The organism is Nonomuraea sp. MTCD27 (assembly GCF_041950495.1).
Classification (GTDB): Bacteria; Actinomycetota; Actinomycetes; order Streptosporangiales; family Streptosporangiaceae; genus Nonomuraea.
This window is the reverse complement of sequence record NZ_JBGNUW010000018.1, coordinates 299795-317200: the sequence shown is the minus strand read 5'-3', so window position 1 is coordinate 317200 and position 17406 is coordinate 299795. Positions and strand designations below refer to the sequence as shown.

Here is a 17406-nt window from a genome sequence, read left to right as displayed (position 1 = left end):
CGTGGATCCGAAGCTGATCAACGACTGCGTGCACTGCGGGTTCTGCCTGCCTACGTGCCCGACGTACGCGCTGTGGGGGGAGGAGATGGACTCGCCGCGCGGGCGCATCCACCTCATGCAGCAGCACGTCGAGGGCACCCCGATCACCCCTGAGATGGCCGGGCACTTCGACGCCTGCCTGGGCTGCATGGCGTGCGTGACGGCGTGTCCCTCCGGGGTCCAGTACGACCGGCTGATCGAGCTGACCCGGGTCGAGGTGGAGCGGCACCACGTACGCCCGCCGCAGGAGCGGGCCGTGCGCGGCATCGTGTTCAGCCTGTTCCCCTACCCGCGCCGGCTGCGGCTGCTGCGGCCGACGATGTGGCTGGCGGAGCGGATGGCGCCGTTCCTCGCCCGGGTGCACCCGAGCCTGGGCGCCATGGCCACGCTCGCGCCGCACGTGGAGCACCGCCAGCGCCTGCCGCGCGTGGTGCATGCCAGGGGCGAGCGGCGGGCCGTGGTCGGGATGCTCACCGGGTGCGTGCAGCGGGAGTTCTTCCCGCAGGTCAACGCGGCCACCGCGCGGGTGCTGGCGCTGGAGGGCTGCGACGTGGTCATCCCGCCCGAGCAGGGCTGCTGCGGGGCGCTCAGCGTGCACTCCGGGCTCGACGCGCAGGCCAAGCGGCTGGCGCGCGGCACGGTGCGGGTGTTCGAGCGGGCCGGCGTGGACACCGTCGTGGTGAACGCGGCCGGCTGCGGCTCCACGATGAAGGAGTACGCCGAGCTGCTCGGGCACGAGCCCGCGTTCCGGGTCATGGACCTGTCGGAATACCTGGCCGAGCTGGGCCCCGTGGCCAAGCGGCACCCGCTGCCGCTCACCGTCGCCTACCACGACGCCTGCCACCTGGCCCACGCCCAGGGTGTGCGGGCGCAGCCGCGCGAGCTGCTGAGGGGCATCCCGGAGCTGGAGCTGCGCGAGATCCCGGAGTCGGCCATCTGCTGCGGGTCGGCGGGCACGTACAACCTGTTGCAGCCCCAGGCCGCCCGCGACCTGGGCGACCGGAAGGCCGCGGCGGTCGCGACCACCGGCGCCGACCTGCTCGTCTCGGCCAACCCCGGGTGCACGATGCAGATCGCGGCGGCCGTGCGGCGCGGCGGCGCGGACATCAGGGTGGCGCACACGGCCGAGGTGCTGGACGCCTCCCTGCGCGGGGTCACCCTATGAGTGTCCAGTCGGTCGAGCGGGCGCTCGACGTGCTGGAAGCCCTGGCCGAGCACGGGGGCGAGGCCGGCCTGTCGGAGATCGCCACCAGGACCGGGCTGCCGTACGGCACCATCCACCGGCTGCTGCAGACGCTGCTCGCCCGCGGCTACGTACGCCAGGAGTCCGACCGGCGCTACGCCCTGGGCGGCGGCCTCGTACGGCTGGGCGGCATCGCGGAGAGCATGGTCGGCGTGTGGGCGCAGCCCTACCTGACCAAGATGGTCGAGCTGTCCGGCGAGACCGCGAACCTGGCCGTGCTCGAAGGCGACTTCGTCGTCTACGTGGCCCAGGTGCCCTCGCCGCGCAGGCTGAGGATGTTCGCCGAGGTCGGCCGGCGGGTGCTGCCGCACAGCACGGCGGTGGGCAAGGTGCTGCTGGCCGGGCGGCCCGCGCCGGACGCGGTCGCCGTGTTCGAGCGCACGGGCATGCCCCGCCGCACCCCGAACACGATCACCGACGTGGCCGCCATGCTGGCCGAGCTCGGCACCGTCAAGAGCCGTGGCTATGCCATGGACCTGGGCGAGGAGGAGCTCGGCGTGCACTGCCTGGCCGTGCCCGTGTGGGACGGCGACCGGGTGGTGGCCGCGATGTCGGTCTCGGGACCGGCCGAGCGGATCGACGCGCTGGACCGCGACGACCTCGCCGAGGGCATGCGCAAGATCGCCCTCGACTTCGGCGGCGAGCTCAGCCCCGTGGCTGGCGCAGGCTGAAGAAGCCGCCCCCGCCCGGGTGGTGGACGACCGCGATGCGGCCATGGGGGGAGTCGAACGGCGGCACCGGCACCTCCGCGCCCAGCTCGGGCAGCCTGGCCACGGCGGCGCCCAGGTCGGCCACGTCGAAGTAGACCATCCAGTGCGGCGCCACCCCTTCCCAGTGCTCGTCCATCCGCAGCCGCCCGCAGACCGGCTCGCCGCCCACCTTGTAGACCGCGTAGTCGATCCCGCCCGGCACCGGCTCCCTCTCGTAGGGGAACAGCGCCCCGTAGAACGCGTCGGCCGCCTCGCCGTCGGGCACGTTGACCTCGGCCCAGCTCATCGCCCCCGGCTCGGCGGTCACCCCCGCCCCGGCGACCCCCCCCCCGGCTGGTAGATCGCGAACTTCGCCCCGGCCGGATCGCTCACCAGCGCGTAACCCCCGGCGGGGCCCTCGATCAGCTTGCCGCCCGCCGCATCCACCTTGCCGACGGCCGCCGGGAGGTCGGCGGTGGCCAGGTAGACCGTCCAGGCGGCCGGGTCGCCGGCCTGCGGGTCAGGGGTGATCGCGGCGACGGGACGGCCGTCGAGCCGGGCCATCGACCATCCGCCCTGGTCACGGCACTCCCATCCGAACAGCCCGGCGTAGAAGCGCTCGGCGGCGACGGCGTCTCGCGTGAGCAGTTGCGCCCAGCAGGGCGCGCCGTCGGGATAACCGGTTCTCTCTGCCATGCTCGGCAGGCTTTCACACGGCCCCGACAAAGTACTCTGTTGCGCTATGAGCAACAGCACGTCGATCCAGTCCGTCGATCGTGCCATCGCGATCCTGGAGATCCTCGCCCGCGACGGCGCCACGCGGGTGACGGATCTCGCGGTGGAGCTCGATGTGCACAAGTCCACGGCCTTCCGGCTGCTGGCGGCGCTGGAGCAGGGCGGGCTGGTGGAGCAGACCGGCGACCGGGGGCGCTACCGGCTCGGGTTCGGCGTCGTACGGCTGGCGGGCGCGGCCACGGCCCAGCTCGACCTGTCGCGCGAGAGCCGGCCGGTGTGCCTGCGCCTGGCGGAGGCGATCGGCGAGACGGTCAACATCGCGGTGCCGCGCAACGGCGACACGGTCAACATCAGCCAGGTGCGCGGCCCCGCCGCCATCAGCGGCCACAACTGGGTCGGGCAGCGCACCCCCTCCCACGCCACCTCCAGCGGCAAGGTGCTGCTGGCCTACGGCGCGCTGCGGCCGCCGGCCGAGCTGGAGCGCTACACCCCGCGGACCGTCACCTCGGCGGCGGAGCTGCGGCTCGACGAGATCAGGGAGCGCGGCTGGGCGGCCACGGTGGAGGAGCTGGAGGTCGGGCTGAACGCGGTGGCGGCGCCGATCAGGGGCGCCGACGGCTCGGTCGTGGCCGCGGTCAGCGCCTCCGGGCCGTCCTACCGGCTGACGCCGGACCGGCTGCCGGAGGTCGGGGAGCTGCTCGCCGAGGGCGCGCGGGAGATAAGCCAGCGCATCGGCTATTACGGTTGAGGCATGTGTAGAAGCATCAAAACCCTCCGCCCGCCGTTCACCGAGAGCGTGACGGAGGAGGACGTGCGCGCCGCGGCGCTGCAGTACGTCAGGAAGATCTCGGGCTTCCGCGCACCCGCCGCGCACAACGCCGAGGCCTTCGACCGGGCCGTCGAGGCGATCACCAGGGCGTCGGAGGAACTGCTGGGGGCACTCCAAGTTCGCGGGAGTCGTTGACAGGGCCTGTCTCCGGGAGAAGTGTGCCCGTATAACCCCCAGCGATCCCCCAGGGAGCTCCCATGATCAGCGGGTTGTACGAGGGACAGGACGGCGACTCGCGGCTGGCGCTCCGCGTCGACGTCGACGGGGCCAGGCCGACGGGACGGATCAGCGGCGACCTGTTCACCGTGGCCGGCGCGACCACCTCGTACGCCGGCTCCTTCCTGGTCGACGCCCCGGCGATCGACGGCACGCTGATCCACGGGCGCGGGCGGTTCTCGTTCGACACCTCGGTCCGGGACGTGAGCATCACGATCAACGACCGGACGGGTACGGCCTCGGTCGCGGGGCGCACGTACCAGGTGTCGTTCGCCTCGCCGTACTTCCGCAGCGTGCTGCTGGAGCAGGACTCCGTGGTCGGGGCCGTGCCGTTCGTGTCGTACCGGACCGGTACGCTGCCCGGGCCGAGCGGCTCGCCGGCCAGGGAGCTGACGGTGGGCGCCGCCTACGCGGAGGCGGGCATCGAGCTGCGGGTGAGCGAGCCGGGGGTGATCCCGGTCGACGGGTCGGGCTCCGACCTGGCGTGGGACGACGCCGAGCTGCACCACGCGATGACCCGGCACTTCAGCGCGTTCGGCGACGCGCCGGCGTGGCGGGTGTGGCTGCTGGTGGCCAGCAAGCACGTGGGCGGCTACCGGGGGATCATGTTCGACTACAACGACGCCCGGCAGCGGCAGGGTGCCGCGGTGTTCCACGACGCGATCCAGGGGACGTCGCCGCAGTCGCAGCGGGCGCAGTTACGCACGTACGTGCACGAGCTCGGGCACGCCTTCAACCTGCTGCACTCCTGGCAGAAGAACCTGGCCCGCCCGCCCCAGCCGCTGGGCCCCGACGGCGGCTTCGGCGACCTGTCCTGGATGAACTACGTGCAGAACTACCGCCCCGGCGGCGAGGCGGGCTACTGGGCCGCCTTCCCGTTCCAGTTCACCGAACCGGAGCTGGTGCACCTGCGGCACGGCTTCTACCGCGACGTGGCCATGGGCGCGAACGCGTTCGGCACCGGGGCCGCCGAGATCGACCCCTTCGAGCAGCCGGTCGAGGACCGCTCGGGGCTGCGGCTGGAGGTGCGCGCCAAGGAGTCGTTCGAGCTCGGCGAGCCCGTCGTGGTCGAGCTCAAGCTCTCCTACGCCGGCGAGCCGCGCACCACGCACGGGCACCTGCACCCCGACACGGAGTTCACCCAGGTCTCGATCACGCAGCCGGGCGGCCGGACCGTGCTGTACCGGCCGATGATGCGGCACTGCGTGGACACCTCACCGGAGATCCGGCTGGACCCGGGCAATCCGGCCATGTACCGGAGTGCGTACATCGGGCACGGGCGCGACGGCCACTACTTCCAGCAGCCCGGCGACTATCACGTGCGCGCCCAGTACATCGCCGCCGACGGCTCCCGCATCGTCTCCCCCGCCTGCCTGGTCAGGGTGCGCTTCCCGGTCACCCGCGACGACCACCAGGTGGCCGAGCTCATGCTGGGCGAGGAGCAGGGCAAGCTGTTCTCGCTGCTCGGCTCCGACTCGCCGGAGCTGCGCTCGGGCAACCTGGCGCTGGACGAGGTCATCAGCCGCTACGGCGGCCACCCGCTGGCCGTCTACGCCCGGCTGGTCAAGGGGCTGAACGCCGAGCGGGAGTTCAAGGAGCTGACCCCCGGCAACGAGTTGCGCATCCGGCCGCCGGACCCCAAGCAGGGCATCGAGCACCTGACCCACGTCGCCCGCGCGGCCACCATCGACAACATCACCCTGAACCTGGTGATGCGCCGCCTGGCCAGGGCGGAGGCGCGGCAGGGCGACCTGGCGCGGGCGAACGCGGTCATGGACAGGATGGTCGCCACGTTCGAGGCCAAGGGGGTCAACGCCGTCGTCCTCGGCCAGATCCGCCGCCAGGCGGAGCTGACCAAGGCGGCCCTCGGCGCCGAGATCTCCTGAGCGCTCCCGGCATGTTCCGCGAGGCCGCACCCCGCGCTCACCCGGTCGGCCTCCCCTTACGCCGGGCTCGGGCAGGCCCTCGACCCACGCCTTCTACCGGGCCCGCGGCTTCTCGGGCGACGCCAAGACGGCGTACGTGGCCCGGCCGGCTACCGGGTGCGGGTGACGGGACGGCCGCCGGAGCAGACGATGGTGAGCTCGATCTCCTCGCCCTCGTCCGGCTCGAACTCGACCTTCGCCTCCCGCGCCGGCCCCGACTCGACCTCGTCCACCGAGTAGTTCTGGGCGGGGCTCCACGAGCGCAGCGTGACCAGGTCGCCGTCGCAGGAGGCGATCACGTTCCCGCCCGCGCTGCGGATCAGCTTGCCCTGTGACGTCTGCGACGGCGCGGCGGCCGGCGTGGCGGGGGCGCGCGTGGTGGCGGTGGCCAGGGCCTGGCGCACCTCGGCCGGGCCGAGGACGCGGCTGTCGGTGCCGGTGAGGCCGTTGCCGAGCAGGCCGAGCACCGCCACGGCGGCGCCGGTGGCGGCGAGCACGGTGGCGGCCCAGGCCACGACGAGTCTCTTCATCCCGCTCAGGTTCCCCCATGTACGGCTAAGGCCAGGTTAAGGCGGCGCTAAGGCTGCCCGAGTCATCGCCACAGAGCGTCTACGTTCTTGATATGGCTGACATTCTGCTCATCGAGGACGATGTGGCGATCCGCACGGCGCTCAGCCGGGGGCTGCGGGAGCTCGGCCATGCCGTGTCCTCCTCCCCGACGGCGCTGGACGGGCTGCGGCTGGCCGTGCAGGACCGTCCCGACCTGATCGTGCTCGACCTGGGGCTGCCCGACCTGGACGGGGTGGAGCTGCTGCGGATGTTGCGGGCGGTCAGCCGGGTGCCGGTCATCGTGGCCACGGCCAGGGACGGGGACGCCGAGATGGTGCCGGTGCTGGACGCGGGCGCCGACGACTACGTGGTGAAGCCGTACAGCGCGGCGCAGCTCGACGCCCGGGTGCGGGCCGTGCTGCGGCGGGCCGGCGGGTCGGCGCCCGAACCGCTGGCGGTGGGGGCGCTGCGGGTGGATCCCCGGGCACGGACGGCCACGCTCGACGGCGCGGCGCTGGACCTGACGCCGCGCGAGTTCGACGTGCTGCACTACCTGGCCGCGCGGCCCGGCGAGGTGGTCACCAAGCGGGAGCTGCTGACGGAGGTGTGGCAGCTGCCGTACGGCGGGGCGGACAAGACCGTGGACGTGCACCTGTCGTGGCTGCGCAGGAAGCTGGGCGAGACGGCCGCCGAGCCCCGCTACCTGCACACGGTGCGCGGCGTGGGCGTCAAGCTGGTCGAGCCCTCATGAGGCGGTGGCTGGCGCTGCTGGTCGCGGCGACGACCTCGCTGGTGCTGATCGCGCTGCTGGTGCCGATGGCGCTGCTGATCCGCGCCGTGGCCGAGAACGGGGCGATGAGCCGGGCCACGGCCGCCGCCGAGTCCGTCGCGGTCACGGTGGGCACGCCCGACCTCGAGCTGGCGGTGGAGCAGGTGTCGCGGCCGGTCACGGTGTTCCTGCCGGACGGGAGCGCGGTGGGGGCGCGGGCCGCGCGGTCCGACGCCGTACGCCTGGCCGCGACCGGCCGCAGCGTCACCGCCGAGGCCGCCGGGGGCAGGGAGGTGCTCGTCTCGGCGCAGTCACCCGGCGGCACGGCCGTGATCAGGGTGTTCGTGCCGGACGCCGAGCTGATGAGGGGCGTGCGGGAGGCCTGGCTGGCCCTGGTGCTGCTGGGGCTGGGGCTGGTGGCGCTGGGCATCGTGCTGGCGGACCGGCTCGCGCTGGCCGTGACGAAGCCGGTGGACGGCCTGGCGCGGGTCTCGCACCGGCTGGCCGGCGGGGACCTGACCGCCAGGGCCGAGCCGGGCGGGCCCCCCGAGGTACGTTCCGTGGCGCTGGCGCTCAACCACCTGGCCGGGCGGATCGACGAGCTGCTGGTGGCCGAGCGGGAGTCCGTCGCCGACCTCTCGCACCGGCTGCGCACCCCGCTGACGGGCCTGCGGCTGGACGCCGAGTCGCTGCGGGACCCGGAGGAGGCGGCCCGGGTGCAGACCAGGGTGGACGCGCTGGAGAGGGCGGTGAGCGCGGTCATCACGGAGGCGCGGCGCCGCTCGGCCGGGCGCGACTCGTGCGACGCGGCGGCGGTGGTGGGCGAGCGGGTGCGGTTCTGGTCGGTGCTGGCCGAGGACCAGGGGCGGGAGGTGTCGATCTCCCTGCCGGACGGGCCGCTGCCGGTCGCGGTGGGGGCCGAGGAGCTGGCGGCGTGCGTGGACGCGCTGCTGGGCAACGTCTTCGCGCACACGCCGGAGGGGGTCTCCATGTCCGTACGGCTCCGGCCGCACCCTCCCGGGGCCCTGCTGGCCGTGGCGGACGCGGGGCCCGGGTTCGAGCCCGCGCTGCTGGAGCGGGGGAACAGCGCGGGCGGCTCCACGGGGCTCGGGCTGGACATCGCCCGGCGTACCGCGGAGTCCTCCGGCGGCGGCCTGTCCGTGTCGCGGCCGGAGGAGGGCGGGGCGCGCGTCGAGATGCTGCTCGGTGCGCCCTGAACGCCTTCTCGTGGCCTTAACCGTCGTTTAGCGCCCGGTTACCCGCTCTCGCGGTTTCGTGGAGTCATGCAGATCACGAAGAAGCTCATTGTCACTGGTGCCGGGATCGTCGCGCTGGTCGCGGGCGGCGGCGCCGCCTACGCCGCCACCGCCACCGCCCCCGCCGCCCCCAAGGTCACGGCCGAGCAGGCCATCGAGATCGCCCACAAGGCGGTGCCGGGAGCCTGGGTCAGCGAGCTCGACTTCGACCGCCGTGGCCGGCAGGCGGACGTGTGGGAGCTCGAGCTGACCAAGGGCTCGGAGCGGCACGAGGTGGACGTCGACGCGGCCTCGGGCAAGGTCACCAAGCAGGAGACCGACCGGAACGACCGGGACGACAGCGACGACCGGCAGGACGACGGCGACGACGACTGATCCCCTTTGCCCGACGACGCCGGCCCGCCTCTCGGTGGGCCGGCGTCCCCATGCCGCGCCACCCTCCTCAGAGATTCAATGAACCATTCTCATCACGATGGGCCGGTGGTCGGACAGCGTGGTCGGCAGCACGGACCCGCTCGTCGTCGTGACCCCTCGCGTGTAGACGTAGTCGATGCGGGCGTCGCCGAGGGTGGGCTTGTTGGCGTATCTGGCGCCGGTGTCCGTCCAGCCCGCGCTCACGAACCGCTTGGACAGCGCGTCGGTGGGCCTGGCGTTGAAGTCGCCGGTGAGGACGATCTGCGACCTGGAGCCGAAATAGTCCAGCACCTTGGCGGCCTGGGCCTCGCGGCGGCTGACCGAGGTCTGCGAGAGGCCCGGCGACAGGTGGGTGGTGAACACCCGGATCTGCGAGCCGCCGCCGAGGTCGAGCTTCACCCCGGCCATGGACCGGTTGACGGGGCAGGTGGTGAAGTTCGTGAGCGGCAGCGTGACCCGCTCGACGATCTTGTACGAGGACAGGATCGCGTTCCCCGCCTTGCCCGGCTGCGGGTCGTCGCAGGGACCGACGTCGTCGCCCGCGCCGAAGTGGGCGTTGGCCGTGATGTCCCAGCCGAGCTCGTCGGCGAGCTGGCGCACCTGGTCGGCGCCCGGCCGGCGATGGATCTCCTGGAGCGTGACGACGTTGGCGCCGCTGTCGCGGACGACCTCGGCGATGGCCTTCATGTCGGCGCTCTCACCGTGGACGTTCCAGTCGAGCACGACGACGTTGGCGGCCGCGGCCTGGGCGGGCGGTGCGGTCAGGGCCGCGGCGGTGAGGAGGGCGGACACGGCGATCGCATGGGTACGTCTTGTCACACGCATGAATCGTGATCTTACGGACACCGCCGCGTGACGTCAGCAGTTCTCCAGGATGCCTTCCATCGCGGTCTTCTCCGCCGAGGTCACCCAGACCCCGTACTTCGCCTTCACGTCGACCTGCCGGGCGATGTAGGTGCAGCGGTACGACTTGCGGGGCGGCAGCCAGGTGGCGGCGTCGGAGTCGCTCTTCTGGCCGTTCAGCGGGCCGTCCACGGCCATGAGGTTCAGCGGGTCGTTCGCGAACTCCTTGCGCTTGGTCGCCGACCACTGCCGGGCGCCCTTCTGCCAGGCGTCCGACAGCGGGATCACGTGGTCGATCTGGACATCCATGCTGGTGTCCTGGCCGCGCCGGAACTTGATGGTCTTGCCGCTGTACGGGTCGTGCAGGGTGCCGGTCAGCACGATGCAGTCGTGGGTGCCGGACCGGAACGTCTCGTCCACCAGGTCGCGCTTGAGGATGTCGTTGCGGGTGTCGCAGCCGTTGCGGTCCACGTCGGACCAGGCCGGGCCGAACTCGTCGCGGTCGAAGCCGGTCTTGGGCGCGCGGCCCTTGACGGCCAGCTTGTCGAGCTTCTCGCGGGCCTCGGAGATCGAGGCCGAGTCCGGTTTCGTGGCCTTCGGACCGCCGGACGACCGGGCTTCGAGCCCGCCGCACCCGGCCACTGCCACCGCCGTGGCCAGACCGGCCATGAACGCCCGTACCCGCACGTCCGCCCCCAGACTTTCGTCGATGTTTTCGTAAAGTCTAGGTAATGCCCGGATATAGACCTATAAAGCGTCAATCGCGTCGAGGAGCCACTCCGCCAGATACCGGGTGAAGGACGACCTGACGTAGATCCGGTACGTTCCGGGAGCCGTCCGCTCCAGGACGACGGAGGTCCGGCCCAGCAGCGTCTGGGCGTGGCCGGAGAGGGAGCGCAGGTCCAGCGGGCAGCCGGTGATCAGCACCTCCTCGGCCTCCGGGCCGGACAGCTCCAGGATCGTACGCTGCCCCGACACGTCCACCCACCCCGGCCGTGGCGTGATATTTCCGGACACGAGCCACCAGGACGGGCCCAGCCGCAGCCCCACCCCCGGATCCGCGCCCCGCACCTCCCACATGGGCTCGAACGCCACCTCCCGCAACCGCACCCCGTCCCCGCCCGCAGCCTCGAACGCGGCCTCGAACCGGGCGGCGAACGCGGCGGCGGGACTCTCGGCCCGGCACTCCCCCTCGTAGGGGAGGGGCGTGCCCGTCCACGGCTCGCCCTCGCGGCGGGTGTTCTCCGGGTCGTAGAAGACGGGCTCCACCACGGTCACCGGATGCGCCGCTCCCCCGGACACGGCGGTCAGCCGGTCACCGGCCGCGACGTCCTTGGCCAGGGCCAGGGCGAACGTGCGGCCGAGCGCCACGCTGTCGTAGCTGGAGGTCACGTGTCCGAGCATCGGCACCACGCCGTCCAGGGACCGCCCGGCCGCGACGAGCTGGGCCCCCTCCTCCATCCGCGCCGCCGGGTCGTCGGGCAGCAGGCCGACCAGCCGCTTGCGGCCGCTCCGCGCGGTGTCGGGGCGGGCGTGCGAGCGCTTGCCGACGAAGTCCGGCTTGCGCTTGGAGACGATCCAGGCCATGCCGAGGTCCTGCGGGGTGACGGTGCCGTCGGTCTCTTGGCCGACGATCGCGAACCCCTTCTCGGCCCGCAGCACGTGCATGGTCTCGGTCCCGTACGGCACCGCGCCGGCGTCCAGCACGGCCTCCCAGAGCGCCCGCCCGTAGGGCCAGGGCACGTTGACCTCGTAGGCCAGCTCGCCCGAGAAGCTGATCCGGAACACCCGTCCCGGCACGCCCAGCACGTCGGTGGCCGCGTACCGCATGAAGGCCAGGTCGAGCGCCCCCGGCGCGACGGCCGCGAGCACCTGCCTGGCGCGCGGTCCCGCCACGGCGACGGTCGCCCAGTGGTCGGTGACCGAGGTGAACGACACGTCCAGTCCGGGCCACTCTGTCTGGTGCCACTCCTCCAGCCAGTCGAGCACCGTGGCGGCGTTGCCCGTGGTCGTGGTCATGAGGTAGTGGTCCTCGGCGAGCCGGGTGGTGGTGCCGTCGTCGAGCACCATGCCGTCCGCCCCGCACATCAGGCCGTAGCGGCAGGCGCCGACGGCGAGGGTGGAGTACATGTTCGTGTAGATCCGGTCGAGGAACGCGCCCGCGTCCGCGCCCCGGATGTCGATCTTGCCGAGCGTGGAGGCGTCCATGGCGGCCACGGCGGTGCGGGCCGCGTGGCACTCGCGCCGCACGGCCGCCTCCATGGGCTCGCCGTCCTGGGGGAAGTACCAGGGGCGCTTCCACTGGCCGACGTCCTCGAACACCGCTCCCCTGGCGACGTGGGAGTCGTGCAGGGCGGTGGTCCTGACGGGGTCGGACAGCTCGCCGCGGTCGCGTCCGGCGAGGGTGGCGAAGGAGACCGGCGCGTACGGGGGCCGGAACGTCGTGGTCCCCACCTGGCCCGGCGCGGCCCCGAGGAGGGCGGACATGACGCCGACGACGACCGCGCCCGAGGTCTTGCCCTGGTCGGCGCCGGTGCCCGCGGTGGTGTAGCGCTTGACGTGCTCCACCGAGCGCATCCCGGTCCCGGCGGCCCTGGCCAGGTCGGCGACGGTCACGTCCCGGTGCAGGTCGGCGAAGGCGGGCTCGCCGGAGGTCCCCGCGACCGTCCAGAGCGCCGCCGGCGGCCGCGGCGGCTGTTCGTCGCACTGCGGCACCCGCAACCCCTGCGTGCCCGGACCGGCGGGCACGCTCCCGGCCGCCTCGCCGGCCGCAGGGGGCGTGCTCGCGGCCGGCCGGCCTGACAGCGCCAGCTCGGCGGCCTCCTGCCCGGCGGCGTAGCCGTCCGCGATGGCCTCGCGGGTGCCGTAGAGGCCCCTGCAGGCCCCCGCCGACCGCTCGGCCTGGGCCGAGGTGCCCGGCACGAACGCCTGCAGCTCCTCGTCGAACCGGACCCGCCCCTGCGACTGGCTGAACAGGTGAACGGCCGGGTTCCAGCCCCCGGCCACCGCCAGCAGGTCGGCCTCGATGTGCCGGGAGCCCACCTGGACCCCGGTCAGCATGCCCGCCGCGTCGCCGGTCGTGCCGGTCACCACCTGAGCGGCGTCGTCACGGGGATCGGCGATCGCGACCACCTCCACCCCGGCCGCCGCCAGGTCCCGCGCCGCCTCGTAGCCCGAGTCCGCGCAGGCGAACACGACCGCCCGCCGCCAGGGCGCCACGCCGTACCGGTTGGCGTAGGCACGGGCGGCCGAGGCCAGCATCACCCCGGGCCGGTCGTTGCCCGGGAAGGCGAGCGAGCGCTCGTGCGCCCCCGTCGCCAGCACCACCCTGCGCGCCCTGATGTGCCACAACCGCTCGCCGCGCGCCCGCCGCTGCACGGCCACCACGTAGTTGTGGTCGTAGTAGCCGACGGCGGTCGTCCGGGTGAGCACCCGGCCCGGCAGCTCCAGCCCGTCCACCCAGTCGAGCGCGGGCGCCCCGTCCAGGAGCAGGCGGGCGTTCAGCAGGTCGCCGCCCAGCCGGGGCTGCTCGTCCACGAGGATCACCCGCGCGCCCGACCGCCCCGCCGCCACCGCGGCGGCCAGCCCGGCCGGCCCGCCGCCGACCACGAGCACGTCGCAGTGCAGGTAGCCCTTGTCGCACCGCCGCTCATCCGCTGTGCCGAGGCCGCCGTCCGGATCCACCCGCCCCTTGCCGCGCAGGCTCCACGCCTCCAGCCCGTCGTACAGCTCCACGGTCGTGGCCGCCAGCATCGGGTCGGCGCCCACGCGGACCAGGGCGTTCGGCTCCTCGGAGCCGGCGGTGAAGACGCCGCGCGGGCGGTCGAGCTCGACGCTGCGGCCCACCACGCGCACCCCGTTGCGCAGGAGGGCGGCGGCCAGCGTGTCACCCGGCTCGCCCCGCATCGGCCGGCCGTCGAACGTGAACCTCATGAGGGCTTCCTGATCTCGTGGGTGACGGTGTGCCGCTCGACGGCGAACCAGGTCCGGCAGCCGTGCACGTGGAACCAGCGCTCGCGGAACCAGCCCTTGGGGTTGTCGCGCAGGAAGACGTAGGCGGCCCACTCCTCGTCGGAGGTCTCCTCTCGCGGATACGCGATCCCGGCCTGGCCGCCGTAGTGGAACTCGTTCTCGTCGCGCGGGCCGCAGTGCGGGCAGTCGATGAGCAGCATCAGTGCGCCACCGCCGCCGCGCCGTGCTCGTCGATGAGCGCTCCCGTGCTGAACCTCTCCAGCGCGAACGGCTCCGCCAGCGGGTGGGGCCGCCCGTGGGCGAGGGTGTGGGCGTAGACCCAGCCCGATCCGGGGGTGGCCTTGAAGCCGCCGGTGCCCCAGCCGGCGTTGATGTACAGGCCGTCGACAGGGGTGGGGCCGATGATGGGCGAGGCGTCCGGGGAGACGTCGACGATCCCGGCCCAGGTGCGCAGCACGCGTACCCGGCTGAAGATCGGGAACAGCTCCAGCGCCGCCGCCATCTGCGCCTCGATGACGTGCACGCCACCGCGCTGCCCGTAGGAGTTGTACGCGTCGATCCCGGCCCCCATGACCAGCTCGCCCTTGTGGGCCTGGCTGACGTACACGTGGACGGCGTTCGACATGACCACGCAGTCGAGCACCGGCTCCAGCAGCTCCGACACCAGCGCCTGCAGCGGGTGCGACTGCAGCGGCAGCCTGATCCCGGCCTGCGCGGCCAGCACCGAGGTGTGCCCGGCCGCCGCGAGCGCGACCTTCCCGGCGGCGATCCGGCCCCGCGAGGTCTGTACGGCCGTCACCCGGTTGTTCGTGATCTCGAAACCGGTGACCTCGCAGCCCTGGATCAGGTCGATCCCGTACGCGTCCGCCTTGCGGGCCAGCGCCCAGGCCACGTGGTCGTGCTTGGCGATCCCCCCGCGCCGCTGCAGCGTAGCTCCCATGACCGGGTAGCGGGCCTGCCCGGACACGTTGATGACCGGGCAGAACTTCTTGACCTCGGCCGCGTCCAGCCACTCGGCGTCCACGCCGTTGAGCCGGTTCGCGTTCACCCGGCGCCTGCCCTCGCGCACGTCGCCCAGGTTGTGCGCCAGGTTGAGCACGCCGCGCTGGCTGAACTGCAGGTCGTAGTCCAGCTCCGCGCTGAGCCCCTCCCAGAGTTTCAGCGAGTGCTCGTAGATCCCGGCGCTCTCGTCCCACAGGTAGTTGGAGCGGATGATCGTGGTGTTGCGGGCCATGTTCCCGCCGGCCAGCCAGCCCCGCTCCAGGACGGCGACGTTCGTCAGGCCGTGGTTCCTGGCCAGGTAGTAGGCGGTGGCCAGGCCGTGCCCGCCGCCGCCCACGATCACCACGTCGTAGGCGGGCCTGGGGTCGGGGTTGCGCCAGAGGAAGTCGGGGTGGGTCAACGCCTGATCTTCTCCATCCCGGGGTCGTACAGCGGCTCGGCGGCGACCTCCGCGGGGACACGGCGGCCGAAGTAGGAAATGTCCACATGCGTTCCGGGTTCTGCGAGCTCGATCGGCAGCCACGCGTACGCGATGGGGCGCCGGACGGTGTGGCCGTAGGAGGCGCTGGTGACGTGGCCGACCGTGCGGCCGGCGTGCCTGACCGGCTCCTTGCCCATGACCACCTCGGTGCAGACCAGCGGCACCAGCTTACGGGTGATCTCCGTGGTGAGGGCGTCGCGGCCGATGAAGTCCTTGCCTTCCTTGACGGCGAAGCCGAGCCCGGCCTCGTACGGGTTGTGCTCGGTCGTCATGTCGACGCCCCAGAGCCGGTAGCCCTTCTCCAGCCGCAGGCTGTTGAACGCCGCCCGCCCGCCCGCGATCGCCAGCCCGGGCTCCCACAGGGTGTCCCAGAGCTTGAGACCCATGTCCGCGCCGGTGTACAGCTCCCAGCCCAGCTCGCCCACGTACGAGACCCGCAGGGCCAGCACCGGAACGTGCCCGACGTATCCACTCTTGCAGCCGAAGTAGCGGAAGTTCTCGTGCGACAGGTCCATGTCGGTCAGGCCCTGCACCAGCTCCCTGGCCCGCGGCCCCCACACGCCGACACAGCAGGTCCCCGGGGTGAGGTCGTGCACCCGCACCGCGCCCGGCGCGTGCCGGGTCAGCCAGTCGAGGTCGAGGTTGCCGTTCGCGCCGATCTGGAAGCGGTCCTCGGCCAGCCGCGCGACCGTGAGGTCGGACCGGATGCCGCCCTTCGCGTCCAGCAGCAGCGTGTAGGTGACCGAGCCGGGCTTCCTGTCCACGTTGTTCGTGGTCATCCGCTGCAGGAACGCCGCCGAGCCGGGGCCGCTGACCTCGATGCGCTTGAGCGGGGTCATGTCGTAGAGCGCGACCCCCTCCCTGGTGGCGTGCGCCTCGGCGGCGGCGACCGGCGACCAGTGCCGGCTCGCCCACTCGCCCCGCTGGGAGACGCCCAGGAACGGCTCCGCGGCCATGCCCTTCGCCTCCTCCGGCACGTCGGCGAACTCGTCCCTGCGGCGGCGTACGAGCCGCTCCAGCAGCGGCACGTTCGCCTCGAACCAGTGCGGCCGCTCCCACCCGGCCGCCTCCAGGAAGTACGCCCCCAGCTCCCGCTGCCGGGGGTGGAACGGGCTGGTACGGAGCGGTCGCGGCGACTCCATCGGCTGCAGCGGGTGGATGACGTCGTAGACCTCGACGAAGTTCTGCTTGCCCCGCTCCTCGATGAACGCGGGCGAGAGCTGCGCCTGCTCGAACCGGCTGAGCTCGCACTCGTGCAGGTCGATCTCGGAGCGCCCGGTCACCAGCACCTCGGCCAGCGCCCGCGCCACCCCGGCCGAATGCGTCACCCACACGGCCTCGGCCAGCCAGAACCCGTCCAGCTGCGGCGCCTCCCCGATCAACGGGAATCCGTCGGGGGTGAAGGAGAAGATCCCGTTGATGCCGTCCTCGTACTTGGACTCGGCCAGCGCGGGCAGCAGCTCGACCGCGTCCCGCCAGGAGGGGTCGAAGTCCTCCTCGGTGAACGCCTGCACCGACGGCATCGTGGTGGACTTGGGGCCGATCTCGTCCTGGGTGACCGGCATGGGACGGTGCGCGTACGAGCCGATGCCGACGCGGTCGCCGTGCCACCGGAAGTACAGGTCACGGTCCTGGTGGCGCAGGATCGGGCCCTCCCCCTTCGCGGCCAGCGGGCCGGACCTGGCGTACTGGTGGGCCAGGGGCAGCAGCGGCACGGTCAGCCCGGCCATCCGCCCGATCGAGGGCCCCCAGAACCCGGCCGCGCACACCACCACGTCGGCCGGGATCGTCCGGTACTCCCCCGAGGTCACCACCGCGACCCCGGTGACCCGGCCGCCCCGCGCCTCGATGCCGACCACCGTGTGCCCCGCCAGGAACCTGGCGCCGCGCTCGGTGGCCCGCGCCGCCTGCGCCTCACCGCAGGCGACCGCCGTCGCCAGCCCGTCACTGGGCACGTGGAACCCGCCGAGCACCTTGTCCCGGTCGAGCAGCGGCCACAGCTCGGCACATCCGGCGGGGTCGAGCAGGCGCGCCTCGACCCCCCACGACTCGGCCCAGCCCTGCTTGCGGTGCAGGTCGGTCCAGCGTTCGGGGGTGGTGGCCACCTCCAGGCCGCCGACCTGGCGGAAGCAGCGCTCGCCGAGAGCGGTGTACTTGCGCACGGTGTAGGCGGCGAACTCGGTCATCGTCTTCGACGGGTTCGTCTGGAAGACCAGGCCGGGAGCGTGCGAGCTGGACCCGCCCGCCGCGAAGAGCGGTCCCTGGTCGACGACCGTGACGTCCGTCCACCCCCGCTCGGTGAGCTCGTCGGCGAGGGCACAGCCCACGATCCCCGCCCCCACGATCACCAATCGGGGCCGACTCATGACGCCTCCGGTTGTTCCATAATGCGCAACACGTACCGGACTACGCAACGAACATAGATCCCCGCGCTTCGGGGAACA

17 protein-coding genes are annotated in these 17406 nt (G+C 72.9%); 8 read left to right on the top strand and 9 right to left on the bottom strand.

Going from position 1 to position 17406, the window contains the following annotated elements:
- The first annotated feature begins 1 nt into the window (after position 1).
- Together ACBJ59_RS43410 and ACBJ59_RS43405 are read left to right on the top strand one after the other, a co-directional pair.
- On the top strand, positions 2-1204 hold the full coding sequence (locus ACBJ59_RS43410; RefSeq protein ID WP_375115932.1) for a (Fe-S)-binding protein: 1203 nt from the start codon (positions 2-4) through the stop codon (positions 1202-1204).
- Entirely contained in the window at positions 1201-1953 is a 753-nt protein-coding gene (locus ACBJ59_RS43405; RefSeq protein WP_375115931.1) for an IclR family transcriptional regulator, read from the top strand. Before ACBJ59_RS43410 ends, ACBJ59_RS43405 begins: the two co-directional genes overlap by 4 nt.
- On the opposite strand, the gene ACBJ59_RS43400 is transcribed toward ACBJ59_RS43405, so the two are convergent.
- The gene (locus tag ACBJ59_RS43400; protein WP_375115930.1) at positions 1928-2299 is read right to left on the bottom strand and encodes a VOC family protein; all 372 of its coding nucleotides are present in this window, start codon (positions 2297-2299) and stop codon (positions 1928-1930) included. The two genes, ACBJ59_RS43405 and ACBJ59_RS43400, sit on opposite strands and share 26 nt — an antisense overlap.
- Positions 2296-2667 carry a VOC family protein gene (locus ACBJ59_RS43395; RefSeq protein ID WP_375115929.1) on the bottom strand — a complete coding sequence of 124 codons (372 nt, stop codon included), beginning with the start codon at positions 2665-2667 and terminating at the stop codon, positions 2296-2298. Before ACBJ59_RS43395 ends, ACBJ59_RS43400 begins: the two co-directional genes overlap by 4 nt.
- Before the next feature lie 46 nt (positions 2668-2713).
- On the opposite strand from ACBJ59_RS43395, the gene ACBJ59_RS43390 reads away from it, so the two are divergent.
- From ACBJ59_RS43390 to ACBJ59_RS43380, 3 genes are all read left to right on the top strand, one after another.
- Positions 2714-3454: an IclR family transcriptional regulator gene (locus tag ACBJ59_RS43390; RefSeq protein ID WP_375115928.1), complete on the top strand. Its 741-nt coding sequence runs from the start codon at positions 2714-2716 to the stop codon at positions 3452-3454.
- A gap of 3 nt (positions 3455-3457) precedes the next feature.
- Positions 3458-3670 carry a DUF2277 domain-containing protein gene (locus ACBJ59_RS43385; RefSeq protein WP_364133512.1) on the top strand — a complete coding sequence of 71 codons (213 nt, stop codon included), beginning with the start codon at positions 3458-3460 and terminating at the stop codon, positions 3668-3670.
- Between the two features lie 62 nt (positions 3671-3732).
- Entirely contained in the window at positions 3733-5637 is a 1905-nt protein-coding gene (locus tag ACBJ59_RS43380) for a hypothetical protein (protein WP_375115927.1), read from the top strand.
- A 149-nt stretch (positions 5638-5786) separates the two neighbouring features.
- Here the strand turns inward: ACBJ59_RS43380 and ACBJ59_RS43375 are convergent, their stop codons facing one another.
- Positions 5787-6206, bottom strand: coding sequence for a hypothetical protein (locus ACBJ59_RS43375; RefSeq protein ID WP_375115926.1), 420 nt, complete (start codon positions 6204-6206; stop codon positions 5787-5789).
- A 92-nt stretch (positions 6207-6298) separates the two neighbouring features.
- Here ACBJ59_RS43375 and ACBJ59_RS43370 point away from each other — a divergent pair, with 92 nt between their 5' ends.
- The 3 genes from ACBJ59_RS43370 (at position 6299) to ACBJ59_RS43360 (ending at position 8625) form a co-directional block, all read left to right on the top strand.
- Positions 6299-6976 (top strand): response regulator transcription factor, encoded by a 678-nt coding sequence (locus ACBJ59_RS43370; RefSeq protein ID WP_364133521.1) that lies wholly within the window; start codon positions 6299-6301, stop codon positions 6974-6976.
- A complete protein-coding gene (locus ACBJ59_RS43365) occupies positions 6973-8211 on the top strand; it encodes a sensor histidine kinase (protein WP_375115925.1) in 1239 nt (412 codons plus the stop codon). Before ACBJ59_RS43370 ends, ACBJ59_RS43365 begins: the two co-directional genes overlap by 4 nt.
- Before the next feature lie 66 nt (positions 8212-8277).
- On the top strand, positions 8278-8625 hold the full coding sequence (locus ACBJ59_RS43360) for a PepSY domain-containing protein (RefSeq protein ID WP_375115924.1): 348 nt from the start codon (positions 8278-8280) through the stop codon (positions 8623-8625).
- 75 nt (positions 8626-8700) lie between these two features.
- Here the strand turns inward: ACBJ59_RS43360 and ACBJ59_RS43355 are convergent, their stop codons facing one another.
- The 6 genes from ACBJ59_RS43355 to ACBJ59_RS43330 are packed head-to-tail and all read right to left on the bottom strand — an operon-like array spanning position 8701 to position 17328.
- The gene (locus tag ACBJ59_RS43355) at positions 8701-9489 is read right to left on the bottom strand and encodes an endonuclease/exonuclease/phosphatase family protein (RefSeq protein WP_375115923.1); all 789 of its coding nucleotides are present in this window, start codon (positions 9487-9489) and stop codon (positions 8701-8703) included.
- A gap of 33 nt (positions 9490-9522) precedes the next feature.
- Positions 9523-10194 carry an HNH endonuclease family protein gene (locus tag ACBJ59_RS43350; RefSeq protein WP_375115922.1) on the bottom strand — a complete coding sequence of 224 codons (672 nt, stop codon included), beginning with the start codon at positions 10192-10194 and terminating at the stop codon, positions 9523-9525.
- 60 nt (positions 10195-10254) lie between these two features.
- Positions 10255-13440, bottom strand: coding sequence for a 2Fe-2S iron-sulfur cluster-binding protein (locus ACBJ59_RS43345; RefSeq protein ID WP_375115921.1), 3186 nt, complete (start codon positions 13438-13440; stop codon positions 10255-10257).
- Positions 13437-13679 carry a sarcosine oxidase subunit delta gene (locus ACBJ59_RS43340; protein WP_364133539.1) on the bottom strand — a complete coding sequence of 81 codons (243 nt, stop codon included), beginning with the start codon at positions 13677-13679 and terminating at the stop codon, positions 13437-13439. Before ACBJ59_RS43340 ends, ACBJ59_RS43345 begins: the two co-directional genes overlap by 4 nt.
- Complete coding sequence (locus ACBJ59_RS43335; RefSeq protein ID WP_375115920.1) at positions 13679-14881, bottom strand: sarcosine oxidase subunit beta family protein; 1203 nt, start codon at positions 14879-14881, stop codon at positions 13679-13681. The genes ACBJ59_RS43340 and ACBJ59_RS43335 overlap by 1 nt, the downstream gene beginning before the upstream one ends.
- Positions 14878-17328 carry an FAD-dependent oxidoreductase gene (locus ACBJ59_RS43330; protein WP_375115919.1) on the bottom strand — a complete coding sequence of 817 codons (2451 nt, stop codon included), beginning with the start codon at positions 17326-17328 and terminating at the stop codon, positions 14878-14880. Before ACBJ59_RS43330 ends, ACBJ59_RS43335 begins: the two co-directional genes overlap by 4 nt.
- Positions 17329-17406 lie beyond the last annotated feature (78 nt).